The organism is Ferrovum sp. PN-J185 (genome assembly GCF_001581925.1).
In the GTDB taxonomy this organism is placed as follows: domain Bacteria; phylum Pseudomonadota; class Gammaproteobacteria; order Burkholderiales; family Ferrovaceae; genus PN-J185.
In genome coordinates this window covers 49,215-64,424 of the sequence record NZ_LQZA01000005.1, presented here as the reverse complement: position 1 = coordinate 64,424, position 15,210 = coordinate 49,215, and the positions used below count along the sequence as shown (strand labels likewise).

The window sequence follows — 15,210 nt, the reverse complement described above, 5'->3', positions numbered from 1 at the left end:
AAATTGTTATTGTGCGTTACACTTGTAGAAAATTTTGATTTATAATGGTTTTTTTTGTAAGCTTATTTCACTTTAAACAAACAACCTGAGGATAATTATGAAAAAATTAATGTTAGCTCTAGCTATGACTGGTGCATTAGCTGCATGTAGCTCAACCCCAACCCCAGCACCAACCGCTGATACCGGTTCTAAAACTGAAGCTGCAAATACCAATACTGCAGCTGAAGCATTGTTCCCAGCCAAAGGTGTAGGCGGTGCGTTAGGTCAACGTAGCGTATATTATGATTTCGACAAATTTGCTGTTAAAGAGCAATATGCTCCTATCGTAAATGCTCATTCTAACTTCTTGACCAGCCACAAAGCTGCTCACGTTACCTTACAAGGTAACTGCGATGAGCGCGGTAGCCGTGAATACAACTTGGCTTTAGGTCAACGTCGTGCTGATAGCGTTAAAAAACTAATGATGGCAAGTGGTGTTAGCGCCAACCAAATTGATACCATTTCTTTTGGTAAAGAAAAACCACGTAACCCAGGTCATAACAAAGCAGCTTGGGCTGAAAACCGTCGTACCGACATCGTTTACCGTGGTGAGTAATTAGTTGAAAGCGGTTCGTTATACAGCTCTAGCCCCGAGGTTTCTCGGGGCTATTGTTTTTATTTTTCTGAGCATTAACAGTGCTTGGGCAGGTATTTTTTCTGATGATCAGCAGTTAGCTGACATTAAAGCAGTACAAAATAACCTCAATAAAGAGGTACAGGATTTATTAGATCGTGTTGGCCGAATGGAGTCAGCCAATCAAAATCTGCCAGATATGGTTAGTCAGTTTGATCATATGACGCAAAGTTTGGCGGAAATGAAAGGTAAGTTAGATGAACTTAACAATCGGTTAGATCAAATAACCAAAAGAAACCAAGAGCTCTATCTTGATCTTGATTCACGTCTAAAAGTGCTTGAAGGCGGAAATCCTCAAGCTAATACCAGCAAATCAGCCAAGCCTGGTGACGAAGTAAAAGCAACTAAAACAGATAAAGTATTGGCAGATGCTAATCCTACCAATAGTGAGACAAAATCTGCTGATGGAAAAAAAGACGATAAGGCTGCAGCTGACAAAGCCAGTAGTAATGAAAGTAAAATAAAAGAAGCGCCAGCTCAAAAGGGACCGAGTTACGATAGTGGGTTAAATGCCTTTAATGCAGGCAACTATGAGCAGTCAGTTAAACTACTTAAAGCCTTTATTATTGCTAATCCAGATGATGAAAAAGTACCCAATGCACTTTTTTGGATTGGTTTGAACGATATCGTTCTGAAAAATTATAAAGAAGCGGTATTAGTAAATAAACGTGTTATTAAAGACTACCCCAATTCAAGTAAAGTCCCTGATGCAATGCTTAACTTATCCCGCGCTTACAAAGCGTTAGGTGATACAAGTAAAGCAAAAAGCGTTGAACATCAATTAGAAACCAAATATCCAGATAGCGATGCAGCGGCAAAGCTTAAAAAACATCATCAATAATGTATTTTTTATTTGACTAGAGACCCTAAGTCGAGCTAAAATTTTGGATTGATTTTGAGGGTCGGTAGCTCAGTCGGTAGAGCAGCGGACTTTTAATCCGTTGGTCGCGAGTTCGAGTCTCGCCCGACCCACCAAATAACAAAGATTAGCGGGCAATTGCCCGCTTTTTCTTTTACTATACACTTACTACACACTCTTATTCCTTTTACCAGTTCCAGGTTCTTTGGCTCTTTCTCTTTTAAGGGAGCAGTTTTAATCCTATAATGGCTTGGCTAATTTTCGCTGTTTTAATATCATTGGTTTGACCAGACTGATCTCTACAATCCAAAATAATAATTGTTTTATATATATAAAACTGTATTCAGTCGATTACACAATATTTGTACGTCATCTAAACTGTACAAACCCCAGAGTGATTACCGTAGTTAATTGTTAGCTTTAAAGTTGTCCTTAAGCATAGGTTAAGGTTCTTAATTTAATACTGGTTTTATTATTTAAAAAAATAAAAATAACTTGCATTACTTGGTAAACTCATGTGAAATATGGGAAAAATTCACATAAATTAACGTGCTTATAATGAAACGTATCTTAATTGCTTTGTTGACTGTTGTTTTTTTATCAACACATACATCAGTTTTTGCAGATGGCGGTCAAGTTATCGCCCATGACTCAACTTCTTCCAGTGGTGGAGGTGGAGGGGGTGGCGGGGGAGCGGGATTAGCTATCGCAGGCGTATTAGTGGCTGGACTGTTGATATATCTCTTTACCGGGGATAGTAGTGCTAAAGCATCACCTCCTATTGAAGACCAAACGCCTGGTAACGTGAATCAAAAGGAAGTACAAAAAATCAATCAGCCTAACACCACGACTTCTCCAATCGGATCAGATCAGAGTTTGGAGTATTAAATGATAAAACTAAACTCAACATCTTTATCATTTTTAATGGTTTTGTGGGGAATAAACAACTCCGCACTTGCAGGCTACATGGAATCTAAACAAGCATTTTTACAACATGATTATCCCAAAGCCTATCAACAATGTATTGACTCAGCGACTCGTGGTAATCGTGATTGCCAAAATGCCATCGGATTTTTATATCGCCAGGGATTAGCAGTTGAAAAAAATAGCCAAGAAGCAGAGAAATGGTTTTTATTAGCAGCACAACAGAATTTGGCTTCTGCTCAATATAATCTTGCGGTATTGTTTGGTTCTGGCGAATTAGGTAAAACTGATTTACAAACACAAGCACTGTGGATGACTAAAGCTGCTGTTGCAGGACTACCTAAAGCGCAAAACATCTTAGGAACACTCTATAGTCAAGGAATGGGAGTGATCCAAAGTGATCAAGAGGCAACTCAATGGTGGAAGAAAGCTGCTGAGCAAAATGAGCCTATGGCAGAAAACAACTTGGGTTGGGCTTACGCTACAGGACGAGGTGTTGCTATGGATCCATTGCAAGCGCAGTATTGGTTACAAAGAGCAGTTGATCAACAACAAAATAGTGAAGCAAAGCGTTTAGCTCAAAATAATTTAGTAAACTTAGGTTTATTGCCTTCTGCGCTACCACCTGTTAATAACACCTTACCATTACAAGTTAATATAAGTCAGGTTGATCCTTTAGGAAATGTTGCCTTAACAATTAGTGCCATCAATCAATTGCCCATATCTTTATTAAGAATCAATGGTCAGGAAATAAACACACAAAACCAAGTTAATTTATCCATAACCCGCTATGTACCTGTAGGTGATAGTTATGTGGATGTTTATGCCCAAGATAGTGAACAACATCATTTCACTAAACAGTATTTGGTACATCGTACTGTTAGTAATGCAGGTGTAGAGTTACCAGCATTAAATCCTCAGCAAGTGCCGCTAGCTAAAAGACAGGACGCAGTAGCGATAATCATTGGAGCACAACAATATACCCAATTACCGCAGTCAGAGTTTTCAGATAACGATGCGAGAAGCTTTTATGATTATGCAGTAAGAGGGCTTGGTGTTGCGCCAGAAAAAATAAAATTGTTAACAGGAGGGGAGGCAAGCCGAAGTAATATTCTATTAACACTTAAAAATTGGCTTGCTGCAGAAGTGAATCACGGTTCGACAAAAGTATATGTGTATTATTCTGGGCATGGCCTTGCATCCTTTGATGGAAAAAAGAGATATTTATTACCTGTTGATACCAATGTGTCACTACTTGAAGATACTGCTATTTCACAAAATCAATTAATTAACATTATAGAAAGTTATCAACCTTCATCATTAACCTTGTTTTTAGACAGTTGTTATTCAGGCCGAACTAAAACGGGTAATACATTACTGTCAGCAATGCGCCCTATTATGGTGTACTCCGATCTAGAGGCACCACCTAAAGATGTCACTATTTTTAGTTCATCAAAGGGAGACCAATTGTCTGGTGTATCAGTGAGTGCGCAGCATGGTATTTTTTCTTATTACTTGATGCGTGGTATGCAAGGAGATGCTGACATTAATCATGACCACAATATTACTGCAGAAGAACTTTATCAATATGTTGAGCAACATGTTAGTAAAGAGTCAATTCGTCAGGGACTAGAGCAGACCCCTGTGGTAATAGGCAATATAAATGAGGTAATAATTTATGGACAATAACAACCAACTTAGAAAAAGTATTATTGCTCTTCTGTTGCTGTGTTCAGTTCAATATGCGTGGTCAAAGAACGAAGAAGGAAATGGAGTGTATTACTTTGGTCCAGAGACCTCTGAAGCCAGTGCCTGCCAAGCAGCCCTTGAGGCCGCCAAATTAGATGCTTTAAGAAACGTGGGTGGTGAGCGTTTTAGTCAAGATGAAACCATGATGTGTAGTGAGAATGAAAAGAGTGGGGATGCAGCAACGCAATGTTTACTGAATAAATTGACGTGGTCGCAAATTGGTGGAGATATCCAATCATTACATGTGATCAAACAAGTGGTCAGTGATGAGCTAGGTAAACGTCGTTGCGAAGTGAACATTACTGCTCAAGTCAGCGTTATACCTGGAGTAAATAATCCAGCACTAGACTCTATGGTATCACTCAACCAATCTATTTATCGTCCAGGAGAAGAGTTAACTCTTCAAATAGCACCACAGCAACCGGTTTATTTGACTGTATTTAATTGGATTCCTTATGAGAAAGAAGCAGAACAAGTAACAAGAATTTTTCCGAACAAGATGGAACAGAACAATCACGTAAGTCATGAGTTAACCCTACCAAGTAAACAATATGATCATTGGCGTGTGGATTTACCTGACAGGATCCCGGCAAATCGCCGAGTACTTGATGAGTATGTCATGGTCGTGGTGTCACAAAACCCTATTGCTTGGCAGGATCATTATTCATTTGATGAATTCAGAAACAAATTAGCAGAACTACCTATCGATCAAGTACGTTTATTTAAACGAGGGTTTCAGATTATGGTCCCTCAACAGGCTCAGTAAGGGAGAAGATGATGAATCGACAATTATTAATTATGTTACTTACAGGTTCCGCCGTGTTACTTAGTGCCTGTGGCCCTAAATACGGTACGGCAGAATATGCACAAGAACAAGCTGAACATACCTATAAGGAACAAAGTAGGGCTGCCACGCAAACCTTAGATAATGCGCCTAGTTGGTATTTAAAACCACCCGTAGCCAATGATGCCATCTATGGTGTTGCTACAGCATTTTCTAGAGACTTACAATTCTCGATAGAGAAAGCGGCAGTAGATGCTAAAGGGGAGATTGCCAGTCAACTCAGTGATAAAGTGAGTATGAAGTTTAAATCTTTTGCGAGAGAGACGGGGACTGCCAATGATCCTGTATTAGTGCGTGAAGTAGAGAAAGTCGCTTCAGAGCTAGTTAATGGAGCAGACATTGCAGGTTACGTCATAGAGAAAAAAGAAGTACAGCAACAACTTAATGGTTATCGCACATTTGTATTAATACGTTATCCCTTGGGTGAAGCTAACCGTATTATCGTAGAAAAAGCTAAGCATGATGCGGTTTTGGATTCAAAAGTACGTGAATCTAAAGCATTTCAGGAATTAGAGGCTGAAGTAAATGGCGTAAAACAAGGACAACATCAAAATTCACAGCAAATTGATCAAATACAAAAACAACAGCAACAATCAAATCAGGTCGGTTCTAATCAAGAACAAACAAGTCAAAACGCAACAACAGGATCGTCTTCAAATAGTTCTTCATCTGATATTAATATTGGAACAGTAACACCTGTTAAGCCTAATCCTATTCCAGCTCCTGAATTGATGCCATCAAGACCTGCGCCATCAACCTTTCCTGACAATTCGTCTATAAAGGGAGGAGTCAATCAAACATCTCTTTGATTTATAAGGTGTAAAAATAAAATGTAGTTTTTTTGTAATACTTTGAAAAATAAAGAAAATTTATTTGTTATTTAAAAATTATTTGACTTTTCTTATGGATATCTAGACAATCAGCCTCAAAATAAAATTAAATTGAGGTTGGTATGTCTTTTTTCTATAGAAAATCACAACTTACGGTTGTTTTAACGAGTATTTTTTTGTCTGATTTTGCCTTAGCCGGTAATACAACAGATCCTCTTCCCTTAGGTACTCCATCAGCTGGATCTATATTAAGGCAAATTGAGCAACTACAACCTCAACAGGTGTTGCCAACTACTCCAGAAGTTAAACCAGCTCCCAAAGAGATTCAGAAATCCACAGCCAAAGTTATGGTAAAGGGTTTTCGTTTCAAAGGTAACCATTTATTTACTCAAGATGAACTTGCTGGTATTGTTAAGCAATATATTGGTAAAGAGTTGACTATTGAGGATTTGCAAAACGTAGCAGCAGAAGTATCTACTTTCTATAGAAATAAAGGGTACCTGGCCGTTGCTCGTTTACCTAAACAGGATGTTACTGATGGTGTTATTACAATAGAGGTAGATGAGGCTAAATACGGTGGAATTTTACTTCCTGAGAGAATAGAAAATAACTTACACCGAGTTAATCCTGATGTCCTAGAAAGCTTCATGGGTAACGGTCAACAGGTAACGCAACCCTTGTCATTACAAAAACTTGATCGTGCAATTCTTATTACCAATGATCTTCCCGGTGTAGAGGCTCAAGGTAACTTGGTCCCTGGAGATGTTGAAGGAGAAACTAAAGTTGCGGTTGACGCTCGTGATAAGCCTCTTCTATCAGGTGATGTAACAATTGATAATTGGGGATCTCGAGCAACTGGTCAAAACAGAGCTTTGGCTGATTTATTGATAGCAAGTCCAACAGGGATTGGTGATCTAGTTAGCCTATCTGGTTTATACACTGATGGTAGTCAGTACGGTCGACTAGAATACGCATTACCTTTGGGATATGACGGATGGAGATTGGGTGTTAATACCAGTCATTTAAATTATCACTTAATTACTTCAGACTTCGTAGCAACTCAACCTAAAGGTCTTTCATCAACATATGGATTGGATACGCAATATCCGTTAGTTAGAACACAATCTTATAATCTGACACTTACCAGTACCTTCGATTACAAGTATTTTAATAACCAATATCTCAGTTCTACGGGAGGGTTTGTACCAAGTAGTGATTACACCATTCAGGTATATACGATTGGTTTAACTGAAGTTAAAACGGACGACTGGTTAGGTGGTGGTACAACAGTAACATCGTTAAATTATGGTATTGGTAGTGTTGATTTGGCTAATTCACCAAACTTTGTATCTGATTCATTGAATGCACAAACGAATGGTGGTTATCAGCGCTTAAGATTGGCGCTCAATAGAACGCAAACATTAACGCAAGATTACTCAATGTATTTTTCTTTTCAAGGACAATTTGCCAATAAAAACTTAGATCCCTCTGAAAAACTATATTTAGGTGGACCAACTGGTGTTAGAGCATATCCTTTGAGTGAAGGTGGTGGAGATGTGGGTTATATAGAAAATTTAGAATTAAGAAAACAGGTTAATAATCGACTGCAGTTTGCAGGTTTTTTAGATAATGGTATGGTTTCACAAAATAAAAATAACTACTCTGCATCTGGGCAAGCATTAAATCTCGTGAATGCATATCATTTAAGTGGTTATGGTTTAATGGCAACGTATATTGGACCTTATAAGTCATTACTCAAGCTAATATGGTCACATCGTATTGGCGGTAATCCAAATCCAACTACAACTGGTTTAGATCAAGCTGGTTCATTGATTTATAATCAATTTTGGATGTCAGCGATGTTACCTTTTTAAAACTTATTTGTTGAAAATAAATAATGAATACCACCCATGTCAATACATATTAGAAGTCTAAAATACAATGGGTGGTTATTTTTAGGGCTCGTAGCCCTTTTTTTATTGTTTCTACCTAAATATAGTTTTTCTAAATCAAATTACATCATTGATCGTGCTTATTTGGTTGATAAAACCAATAGCTTTACTATAGCTGATATTAATAAGCAATTATTTACAGGCTATCAATCACAGTTAATTAATAAAGGATATATAGGTTATCCTTTATGGATTCGTTTACGTGTCAGTCTCCCTATAACGCAACAATTAGCTATTCGTATACTGCCAACTTATTTGGACAATATAGAAGTTTATCAACACATTAACCATCAATGGCTAGTTAACAAAGTAGGTGACCGTCATAACTACGAGGCTTTTGATTATCCAGTAACAGCGTTTGCAATTAAGGTAGATCCACGTCTTAACCAGTCTGATATTTATATAAAATTAACTACTACCAGTACTAGTTTGATTTCAACGGAAATCATAAATGAAAAAGAACTACTTGAAAGTGAAAGTGCTAGGGATCTTATTTTAAGTGCTTATCTTGCAATGATTCTAATGACATCGATTTGGTCTCTATTTATGCTTTTTCGATTTCGTGAAAAAACCATTTTCTTCTTTGTTTTGATGATTTTAGTAGAGTTTTTATTTGTACTATTTATTGAAGGATTAGGTGGTCACTATTTATTACCAGGCTCAGCGTTAATTAACGATAAAGTAACAAGCTTATCAGTTTTATTTAGTGTTTTATTTGGACTCTTATTTCACCGAGAGTTTATACAACAAGAAATTAAAAATAAACTATTTGTACAAGGGATTACCCTTTTTATAATATGGGATTGTATATTGATAATTCTATATATATTAGGCTACCAGCAATTGGCACTCAAATATAATGTACTAATTGTAATTATCGTAGGTATATTGTTAGTTGCTGTGCCGATTGATTATTTTTTACGAAAAGAAAAAACTTATACATTAAGCGTTGCTGTTATTTATTTTATTGTCGGACCAGCCCTCACATTTGGTTTAATGCCATTTTATGGTTTAAGAAATGCGTCAATATGGAGTTTGTATGCCAACTTGGGTAATGGCTTTCTGTCTACAATTTTATTACTAAAATTAGTTTATGATCGTAATTTGTCTATAGAAGCAAAATTAAACCGACTCTCCTTAGAGCATGAGAAAGAAAAATGGGCCCATAATCAACAAAAACAGCTCATGTCTATACTGGTACATGAAATTAAGACTCCGCTGTCTGTATTAAAATTGGCTGTTGATCGTCACTTAAAACATAGCGAAGTAGAGGGGTATGCCAATCGCGCAATCAACAATATTGATGAGTTGATAAATCGTATTGTAGAGTGCGACAAATTAGATAGTGATTCAATCACTCTACATTTTACAAAGATAAATATTAATCAGTTAATCACTGAATTAATTGCAGCAACAAATAAGTTTGACCGATTTGTTTTCACACAGGAAAGCGCAATTGTTATTTCATCAGACCTTTCTCTTTTAAAATTAATCTTTAATAATTTACTAGAGAACGCATTAAAGTATTCACAAGTAGATTCTCCTATTAAGGTTAGCTCAAGGATTAAAGATCAGCGATATTATTTCTCCGTTACCAATGACGTTGGTATTGCAGGGATCCCCGATGTTGATTTTGTGTTTAAAAAATATTATAGAAATACTAAAGCATCAAGAGTTCCAGGTACAGGTCTTGGTCTATATTTAGTTCACTCACTGGTTAATCTTCTTAATGGTGAGATTGAGTTTAGTCATAAAAATAATAAGGTAGCTTTTGAGGTATGGATACCAATCTAACTATTGCACTAATTGAAGACAATCAGGACTTAAGAGAGTTGATTGCATGTGGTTTACGAACACAAGGTTACTCAGTTTTTGAGGCGGACTGCGCAGAAGCATTTGATGAATTAAGTGCAAAAAACCATTTTGATTTATTAATTTTAGATCTTAACCTTCCTGGAGAAGATGGTTTAAGTATTGCATTAAGAACTAAAGATGTAAATCCTAACTTATTTATTATCATGCTCACAGCAAGACGCACTGAAAAAGATAGAATAAACGGATATAACCAAGGTGCAGATATTTATTTATCTAAACCCATTTCTCAAGATGAGCTATTGGCTACGATTAAGACAATTGAAAGGCGCATTAAAAGCCGCGTTTTTTCTAAAGACCAAATAATTTTAGATGTTAGAAAGATGTTTCTTAAAGGTAAGGAAGTTATTAATCTTAATCAAGAAGAAACAGCAACATTAAAATCGTTGGCAGAATCAGAATCGCATCGTTTACCTTACTTTCGATTGTTAGAGGTTACCGGTAAGGAGGTAGATGATCGTTCTAAATCTACGCTCGAAGTACAAATTACACGTCTTAGAAAAAAACTAATTGAAGCAGGTGCGCTTCCTGATTGTTTAAAAGCTATTCGTGGTGAAGGATACCAATTGACTGTATCTATCAAAGTTATCTAGATTGGTTAGCTGGATTTAAATTAATTAACTTTTAGTGCTAATTGGATTGCTCAAATTTATTATTTCTGTATTTAGTTTTTAACAATATTGAAGTTGATGGGAATTCTTATCCATTGGAAATCATTGGCTTGATCTATTGAGTAAGGATCAAAAATCCAAATTTTGACTGTTTCTAAAGCTGATTCATCAAGTAATGTGTAACCACTGGATTTGTAAATTTTTACATCCTTTATTCGGCCATTTTTTGTAACTTTTATGTCAAGTATAACCGTGCCTTCTTGTTTTTTATCAAATGCTTCCCCTGGGTAAGGCGGTTTAGGATTGAATAATGCTTTTGGTATTTGTATTGTTTTATCATTGGTTGGGGCTATATACAGTTTTTTTGCGCTATTAGAGGTATTATTAGAAACACTCGACGTTGTGGTGTCTTCAATTTTAGGTGTAATAGGCTTGGTATTTTCTTTAATAGGTGTTGAAATTAGTGGCTTTTTGAAAATAGGTTTTACTATTTTCTTTTGAACGGGTTGTTGTGCTGGTTTTGTTTTTTCTATACTGTTAATGCTGCGTGGAATAGTAAATAACTCAATGGTTACTGTTTTGCTTGTATTACTTTTAATCGGTTTTTGATGGTTAATTGTATAGACAATAACTATATGAATTAGACATACTAAAAATAAAACCGTCGATTTGGATAAATTAGAGTTATTGTTTTCTAACACAACAAAAATGCATTTAGATGAATTGAACTATTATATGTCAGAATTTTGTTTGTTTTGTCGAGTTTTTATCAAAGTATATAAGTAAAGCTTATATACTTGAAATTATGATTATTATCCCAATCTATCAAAATATGGCATGATTAATAAAGTGATTTGCTTCCCAATTTTGAGGTGACCTTATGAAGCGTATTGTAAGTTATTTTTTCGTAATACTTTTTTTGGGATTTACTTATACTGCTTTTGCTGAACCTACTATGGATCAGGTATATAACGCAGCCAAAACTGGTCATTTGTCTGAAGCCAGAAGCATGATGGCTGAGGTTGTTCAAGCTCACCCTAACAGCGCTAAAGCACATTACGTTAATGCCGAAGTATTAGCGCGCTCAGGTGATATGTCGACAGCTCGCTCTGAGTTGGCTGTTGCAGAGAAACTTGAGCCAGGATTGCCCTTTGCAAACCCCAATGCTGTAACGGCATTAAAACAAGAGATTGCTTTGTCCCCTCAAGCGCTACCATCCCACCGTGAATCAGGTACTTCATGGGGTACTATTTTAATTATCGGGATCATCGCGTTGTTTGTTATTGTCTGGATGGTGCGCCGTATGACACAACAAAATCCTGTGGTAGTTACTCAAAATCCACAGGGTGGTGGCTATTATCCCAATGGTATGCCAATGGGCGGAGGTCAACCCATGTATCCATCAGGTGGTGGAGGGATGGGGTCAGGGTTAATGGGCTCTCTTGCTACAGGTGCGGCCTTAGGTGCGGGCATGGTTGCGGGAGAAGCGCTTGCTCACCGTTTGGTTGATGGTGCCCCAGGCTCTAATCAAGTGGTTAATGACGGATTTACTGGATCCTCGAATGTTAATAATGACATGGGTGGACAAGATTTTGGTGTGTCTAACTCAGGGTCATGGGATGATTCCTCTGGTTCATCATGGGATAACAGTGGTGATTTAGGTGGTGGATTTGATTCTGGCGGTGGATCAGATTGGTCTTAAAGTTAAAGTTATTTAACTAATAAGTACAAGGAGCTGATTATGGCTAAAACTACGTCCATTCAAATTGGTATACCTGAAAAGCAACGCAAGCATATTGCCGATGGTTTAAGTCAATTACTAGCTGATACCTATACACTCTATTTAACCACTCATAACTTTCACTGGAATGTAACAGGTCCTCAGTTTAATACGTTACACACGATGTTTATGGGGCAATATACAGAATTGTGGAATGCTGTGGATCCTATTGCTGAGCGTATTCGTTCTCTGGGTTTTTTTGCGCCCGGCTCCTATGCTCAATTTACAAAATTAACGAGCCTTTCGGATGTTCCCGCTAAACCTCCCAAAGCAGTGACAATGATAGAAACACTTATTAAAGGCCATGAAAAAGTGGCCGCTACAGCCAGACGTATTTTTGCTGTAGCGAGTGAAGCGAATGACCAACCTACAGCTGATCTACTTACTCAACGTATGGATATTCATGAGAAAACAGCTTGGATGTTGAGATCTCTTCTTGAGTCATGATTTCAGGACTTGTTCAAATATTATTGTGGCAAGGACTAGGGGAGTTGATCTCTCACGAATGGTTAAAAACCATTCCAGGCCCCGTTATAGGGCTTGTTCTACTACTGGTTTTTTTAATTTGGCGTGATCGTGTACCTGATGCAATGGGCTTGGTCGCCGATGGATTAAGCCAGCATTTGGGGTTATTGTTTGTTCCTGCGGCAACCGGTGTTATTTTGTTTTTACCGCAACTCAGAGAACATGCACTTGCAGTATTCACGGCCTTAGTAGTAAGTGTTATTGCGACCGTAGCGGTTACAGTGATTGTATTAAGGTTACTGAGTGGGAATACACCCCATGAATAAACCATTACAAATTCATGAGATTTGGGTGTATTTGTCAGGTAGTCCATTACTGGCTTTAATTCTAACCCTGTCTGCTTATCAAATTGGTTTTACTATCTATCAAAAGAGTAATCGACTACCTATTGCTAACCCCGTTGCTATTGCAGTTATTTTAGTAGCAAGTGCTTTAGAGGTCATTGATATGCCTTACTCTAAGTACTTTCAAGGAGCACAATTTGTACACTTTTTATTGGGCACAGCAACTGTTGCTTTAGCTATCCCAATTTATCGTGGGATCAGAGGCTTGAAAGGTAGAATGATTCCCTTAGTGATTGCATTGGTATGTGGTGCGATGACATCAATATTCTCTGCCGTATCAGTGGCTCGTTACATGGGGGCCAGTAACGATATTATTGGTGCATTAATAGCTAAATCTGTAACAGCGCCTATTGCCATGGGAGTTGCTGAGCGTATTCATACTTCACCTACCCTGACAGCAGTATTTGCCGTGATTACTGGCATATTAGGTGCTGTATTTGCGCGTTATGTATTTGATATTTTAGGTATGAAAGTTTGGTGGCAAAGAGGGTTTGCTATTGGGCTTGCCGCTCACGGTATTGGTACTTCAAGAGCTTTTAGTGTGCATCCTGAAGCGGGTACCTATGCAAGTCTTGCCATGGGATTACATGGTATTTTAGGGGCAGTCGTGATTCCTTTTATTGCATCATATATCCCTTACTAAGTTTGCGCTATGAATAATTTAGAACCTTCTTTCTTAAGCCAAGGTATACAACTAGCCTTAGCGCCCGTGTTTTTATTAACTGCCGTGGCAACCTTAGTATCAGCACTGACCTCACGCTTATCGCGCGTTGTGGATCGCTCACGTTTTTTACAGGGTTTATTAAAAGACGAAATTCATCCACATTATGATAAAGAGGACTATCGAAAAGAATTAGGACACCTTGCTCTGCGCGGAAAACTTATTAATGTTTCCATGGCATTAGTGGTTTTTTGTGGGTTATCTATCGGCCTTACTGTGTTAGGCCTATTTGTTAGTGAGACAGCCTCAGGACGCTTGCAGCTGTCCCACGTGGTATTAAATACTTTCGTTGTAGGGATTGGCTCATTTGTATTGTCATTGCTGTGTTTATTGATTGAAGTATTTGTGGCCTCTTATTCAATTCGATATAAAGAATCTTAGCCATAACAGATTTACTTTTATTAACATTTTCCCTAATAATATGAAGAACTTACCTTATTGACTCAAGTCAAATTGGTAAGGGATATAAATGGGAACGATCATGACTAAAAATACAATTATCACTTTATCCAAAATAGCCTTTTTAACTTTATTTTGTGCTCTATCAGCCAGTGCATGGGCTTTTGCTGGCCATGGTGGCGGTAGAGGACATGCAGCATTTCAGGGGCGAGGTTATGAGCGTGGTGGTTTTTACGGCCATGAGGGATGGGGTGGTCGTGAAGGATGGTATGGTCGTGAGGGGTTTGAAAGAAATTACGTAGGCTTTGGTTTTGGTTTTGGCCCACCTTTTTGGGGAGATCCGTTCTGGTCGCCTTTTCCTTATTACGCTCCTATGTATTATCCTCCTGCTCCAACAGTCGTGGTAACACAACCGCCATCGCCTCCCATAACACCTCAAGGAACAACTTACATTCCTCCTACTGGGTTGAACACAATGGCTCCTTCATCTGTACCAGCACAAAATACAGGCTATTTTTTCTGTCCAGACAATAAAGGCATCTATCCGCAAGTTAAGAACTGTCCTGGAGCATGGCAACATTTGCCCTTAGTACCGCCCGGAGCAGTTAGATAATTGTTTAGCGGTAAACTAATACAGGGATTTCTGAGTGAGTGAGAACTTTTTGTGTTTCACTGCCCAGCAAGAATCCTGTTAGGCCACGTCTTCCGTGAGAGGCCATTAAAATTAAATCGCATTTTTCGGCTTTTGCCGTATTAATAATCCCTTGATAAGGTGAGAATTCAGTGGTTTTAATTACATTGACAGGAACTCCTGCAGTTGTAGCTTCTTTTTGTGCTACTTTAAGGTGTTTATTGGCTTCTTTTTCTAATTCTTCCATGACGCTTTGCGGAGTCTCCACAGCAAACTCAGTCATAGGTAAAAACTCAACTACGGCCGTATAAATGGTAATTTTTGCATTGAGCGCTTTAGCCATAGCAATACCTCCTACTAAGGCTTTGTGGGATAGGGTAGACCCATCAATGGGAATAAGAATATGTTGAAACATGACAATCTCCCGGAACTGAAATATAAGATACAAATCAATTATAGCGTGAGCGTTCATCTCAAGGTAAACTGTTATAGGTTT

Annotated in this window: 17 protein-coding genes and 1 tRNA gene; 16 read left to right on the top strand and 2 right to left on the bottom strand. The window is 37.8% G+C overall.

The genetic code is table 11. From position 1 onward, the window contains the following. The first annotated feature begins 97 nt into the window (after nt 1-97). The 10 genes from pal to FV185_RS08725 all read left to right on the top strand — a co-directional run bounded on the left by pal (nt 98) and on the right by FV185_RS08725 (nt 10,296). Nucleotides 98-595 carry a peptidoglycan-associated lipoprotein Pal gene (gene pal / locus FV185_RS08770; protein ID WP_067496614.1) on the top strand — a complete coding sequence of 166 codons (498 nt, stop codon included), beginning with the start codon at nt 98-100 and terminating at the stop codon, nt 593-595. A 4-nt stretch (nt 596-599) separates the two neighbouring features. Further along, nucleotides 600-1,514, top strand: coding sequence for a tol-pal system protein YbgF (gene ybgF, locus FV185_RS08765; RefSeq protein ID WP_067496611.1), 915 nt, complete (start codon nt 600-602; stop codon nt 1,512-1,514). Between the two features lie 58 nt (nt 1,515-1,572). Further along, a tRNA-Lys gene (locus tag FV185_RS08760) sits at nt 1,573-1,648 on the top strand. 442 nt (nt 1,649-2,090) lie between these two features. Beyond that, nucleotides 2,091-2,420, top strand: coding sequence for a hypothetical protein (locus tag FV185_RS08755; RefSeq protein WP_067496608.1), 330 nt, complete (start codon nt 2,091-2,093; stop codon nt 2,418-2,420). Further along, nucleotides 2,421-4,145: a caspase family protein gene (locus FV185_RS08750; protein ID WP_067496604.1), complete on the top strand. Its 1,725-nt coding sequence runs from the start codon at nt 2,421-2,423 to the stop codon at nt 4,143-4,145. Beyond that, nucleotides 4,135-4,971: a DUF4384 domain-containing protein gene (locus FV185_RS08745; RefSeq protein ID WP_067496600.1), complete on the top strand. Its 837-nt coding sequence runs from the start codon at nt 4,135-4,137 to the stop codon at nt 4,969-4,971. Before FV185_RS08750 ends, FV185_RS08745 begins: the two co-directional genes overlap by 11 nt. Before the next feature lie 8 nt (nt 4,972-4,979). Further along, nucleotides 4,980-5,858, top strand: a complete 879-nt coding sequence (locus FV185_RS08740; RefSeq protein ID WP_156474229.1) for a hypothetical protein — start codon at nt 4,980-4,982, stop codon at nt 5,856-5,858. Between the two features lie 143 nt (nt 5,859-6,001). Further along, nucleotides 6,002-7,753: a ShlB/FhaC/HecB family hemolysin secretion/activation protein gene (locus tag FV185_RS08735; RefSeq protein WP_067496594.1), complete on the top strand. Its 1,752-nt coding sequence runs from the start codon at nt 6,002-6,004 to the stop codon at nt 7,751-7,753. 36 nt (nt 7,754-7,789) lie between these two features. After that, nucleotides 7,790-9,625, top strand: a complete 1,836-nt coding sequence (locus FV185_RS08730; protein ID WP_067496591.1) for a sensor histidine kinase — start codon at nt 7,790-7,792, stop codon at nt 9,623-9,625. Then, nucleotides 9,610-10,296 carry a response regulator transcription factor gene (locus tag FV185_RS08725; RefSeq protein ID WP_067496588.1) on the top strand — a complete coding sequence of 229 codons (687 nt, stop codon included), beginning with the start codon at nt 9,610-9,612 and terminating at the stop codon, nt 10,294-10,296. The genes FV185_RS08730 and FV185_RS08725 overlap by 16 nt, the downstream gene beginning before the upstream one ends. A gap of 71 nt (nt 10,297-10,367) precedes the next feature. Here the strand turns inward: FV185_RS08725 and FV185_RS08720 are convergent, their stop codons facing one another. Next, nucleotides 10,368-11,015, bottom strand: coding sequence for an energy transducer TonB (locus tag FV185_RS08720; protein WP_067496585.1), 648 nt, complete (start codon nt 11,013-11,015; stop codon nt 10,368-10,370). 179 nt (nt 11,016-11,194) lie between these two features. On the opposite strand from FV185_RS08720, the gene FV185_RS08715 reads away from it, so the two are divergent. From FV185_RS08715 to FV185_RS08690, 6 genes are all read left to right on the top strand, one after another. Next, a complete protein-coding gene (locus tag FV185_RS08715; RefSeq protein WP_067496581.1) occupies nt 11,195-12,016 on the top strand; it encodes a tetratricopeptide repeat protein in 822 nt (273 codons plus the stop codon). Between the two features lie 39 nt (nt 12,017-12,055). Next, nucleotides 12,056-12,541 carry a Dps family protein gene (locus tag FV185_RS08710; RefSeq protein ID WP_067496579.1) on the top strand — a complete coding sequence of 162 codons (486 nt, stop codon included), beginning with the start codon at nt 12,056-12,058 and terminating at the stop codon, nt 12,539-12,541. Next, nucleotides 12,538-12,885, top strand: a complete 348-nt coding sequence (locus FV185_RS08705) for a CidA/LrgA family protein (RefSeq protein WP_067496576.1) — start codon at nt 12,538-12,540, stop codon at nt 12,883-12,885. Before FV185_RS08710 ends, FV185_RS08705 begins: the two co-directional genes overlap by 4 nt. Next, nucleotides 12,878-13,606, top strand: coding sequence for an LrgB family protein (locus FV185_RS08700; RefSeq protein WP_067496573.1), 729 nt, complete (start codon nt 12,878-12,880; stop codon nt 13,604-13,606). The genes FV185_RS08705 and FV185_RS08700 overlap by 8 nt, the downstream gene beginning before the upstream one ends. 9 nt (nt 13,607-13,615) lie before the next feature. Beyond that, a complete protein-coding gene (locus FV185_RS08695) occupies nt 13,616-14,065 on the top strand; it encodes a DUF2721 domain-containing protein (protein WP_067496570.1) in 450 nt (149 codons plus the stop codon). Between the two features lie 100 nt (nt 14,066-14,165). Further along, nucleotides 14,166-14,696: a hypothetical protein gene (locus tag FV185_RS08690; protein ID WP_156474228.1), complete on the top strand. Its 531-nt coding sequence runs from the start codon at nt 14,166-14,168 to the stop codon at nt 14,694-14,696. A 4-nt stretch (nt 14,697-14,700) separates the two neighbouring features. Here FV185_RS08690 and FV185_RS08685 read toward each other — a convergent pair whose 3' ends face one another. Further along, nucleotides 14,701-15,129 (bottom strand): universal stress protein, encoded by a 429-nt coding sequence (locus FV185_RS08685; protein ID WP_067496563.1) that lies wholly within the window; start codon nt 15,127-15,129, stop codon nt 14,701-14,703. Between the last annotated feature and the right edge of the window lie 81 nt (nt 15,130-15,210).

Coding starts and splice junctions, on each gene's coding strand:
- FV185_RS08695 (WP_067496570.1), top strand. CDS start 13,616: ATGAATAATTTAGAACCTTCTTTCTTAAGCCAAGGTATACAACTAGCC.
- FV185_RS08700 (WP_067496573.1), top strand. CDS start 12,878: ATGAATAAACCATTACAAATTCATGAGATTTGGGTGTATTTGTCAGGT.
- FV185_RS08745 (WP_067496600.1), top strand. CDS start 4,135: ATGGACAATAACAACCAACTTAGAAAAAGTATTATTGCTCTTCTGTTG.
- FV185_RS08730 (WP_067496591.1), top strand. CDS start 7,790: ATGTCAATACATATTAGAAGTCTAAAATACAATGGGTGGTTATTTTTA.
- FV185_RS08750 (WP_067496604.1), top strand. CDS start 2,421: ATGATAAAACTAAACTCAACATCTTTATCATTTTTAATGGTTTTGTGG.
- FV185_RS08685 (WP_067496563.1), bottom strand. CDS start 15,129: ATGTTTCAACATATTCTTATTCCCATTGATGGGTCTACCCTATCCCAC.
- FV185_RS08710 (WP_067496579.1), top strand. CDS start 12,056: ATGGCTAAAACTACGTCCATTCAAATTGGTATACCTGAAAAGCAACGC.
- FV185_RS08690 (WP_156474228.1), top strand. CDS start 14,166: ATGACTAAAAATACAATTATCACTTTATCCAAAATAGCCTTTTTAACT.
- FV185_RS08715 (WP_067496581.1), top strand. CDS start 11,195: ATGAAGCGTATTGTAAGTTATTTTTTCGTAATACTTTTTTTGGGATTT.
- pal (WP_067496614.1), top strand. CDS start 98: ATGAAAAAATTAATGTTAGCTCTAGCTATGACTGGTGCATTAGCTGCA.
- FV185_RS08740 (WP_156474229.1), top strand. CDS start 4,980: ATGATGAATCGACAATTATTAATTATGTTACTTACAGGTTCCGCCGTG.
- FV185_RS08735 (WP_067496594.1), top strand. CDS start 6,002: ATGTCTTTTTTCTATAGAAAATCACAACTTACGGTTGTTTTAACGAGT.
- FV185_RS08705 (WP_067496576.1), top strand. CDS start 12,538: ATGATTTCAGGACTTGTTCAAATATTATTGTGGCAAGGACTAGGGGAG.
- FV185_RS08755 (WP_067496608.1), top strand. CDS start 2,091: ATGAAACGTATCTTAATTGCTTTGTTGACTGTTGTTTTTTTATCAACA.
- FV185_RS08725 (WP_067496588.1), top strand. CDS start 9,610: ATGGATACCAATCTAACTATTGCACTAATTGAAGACAATCAGGACTTA.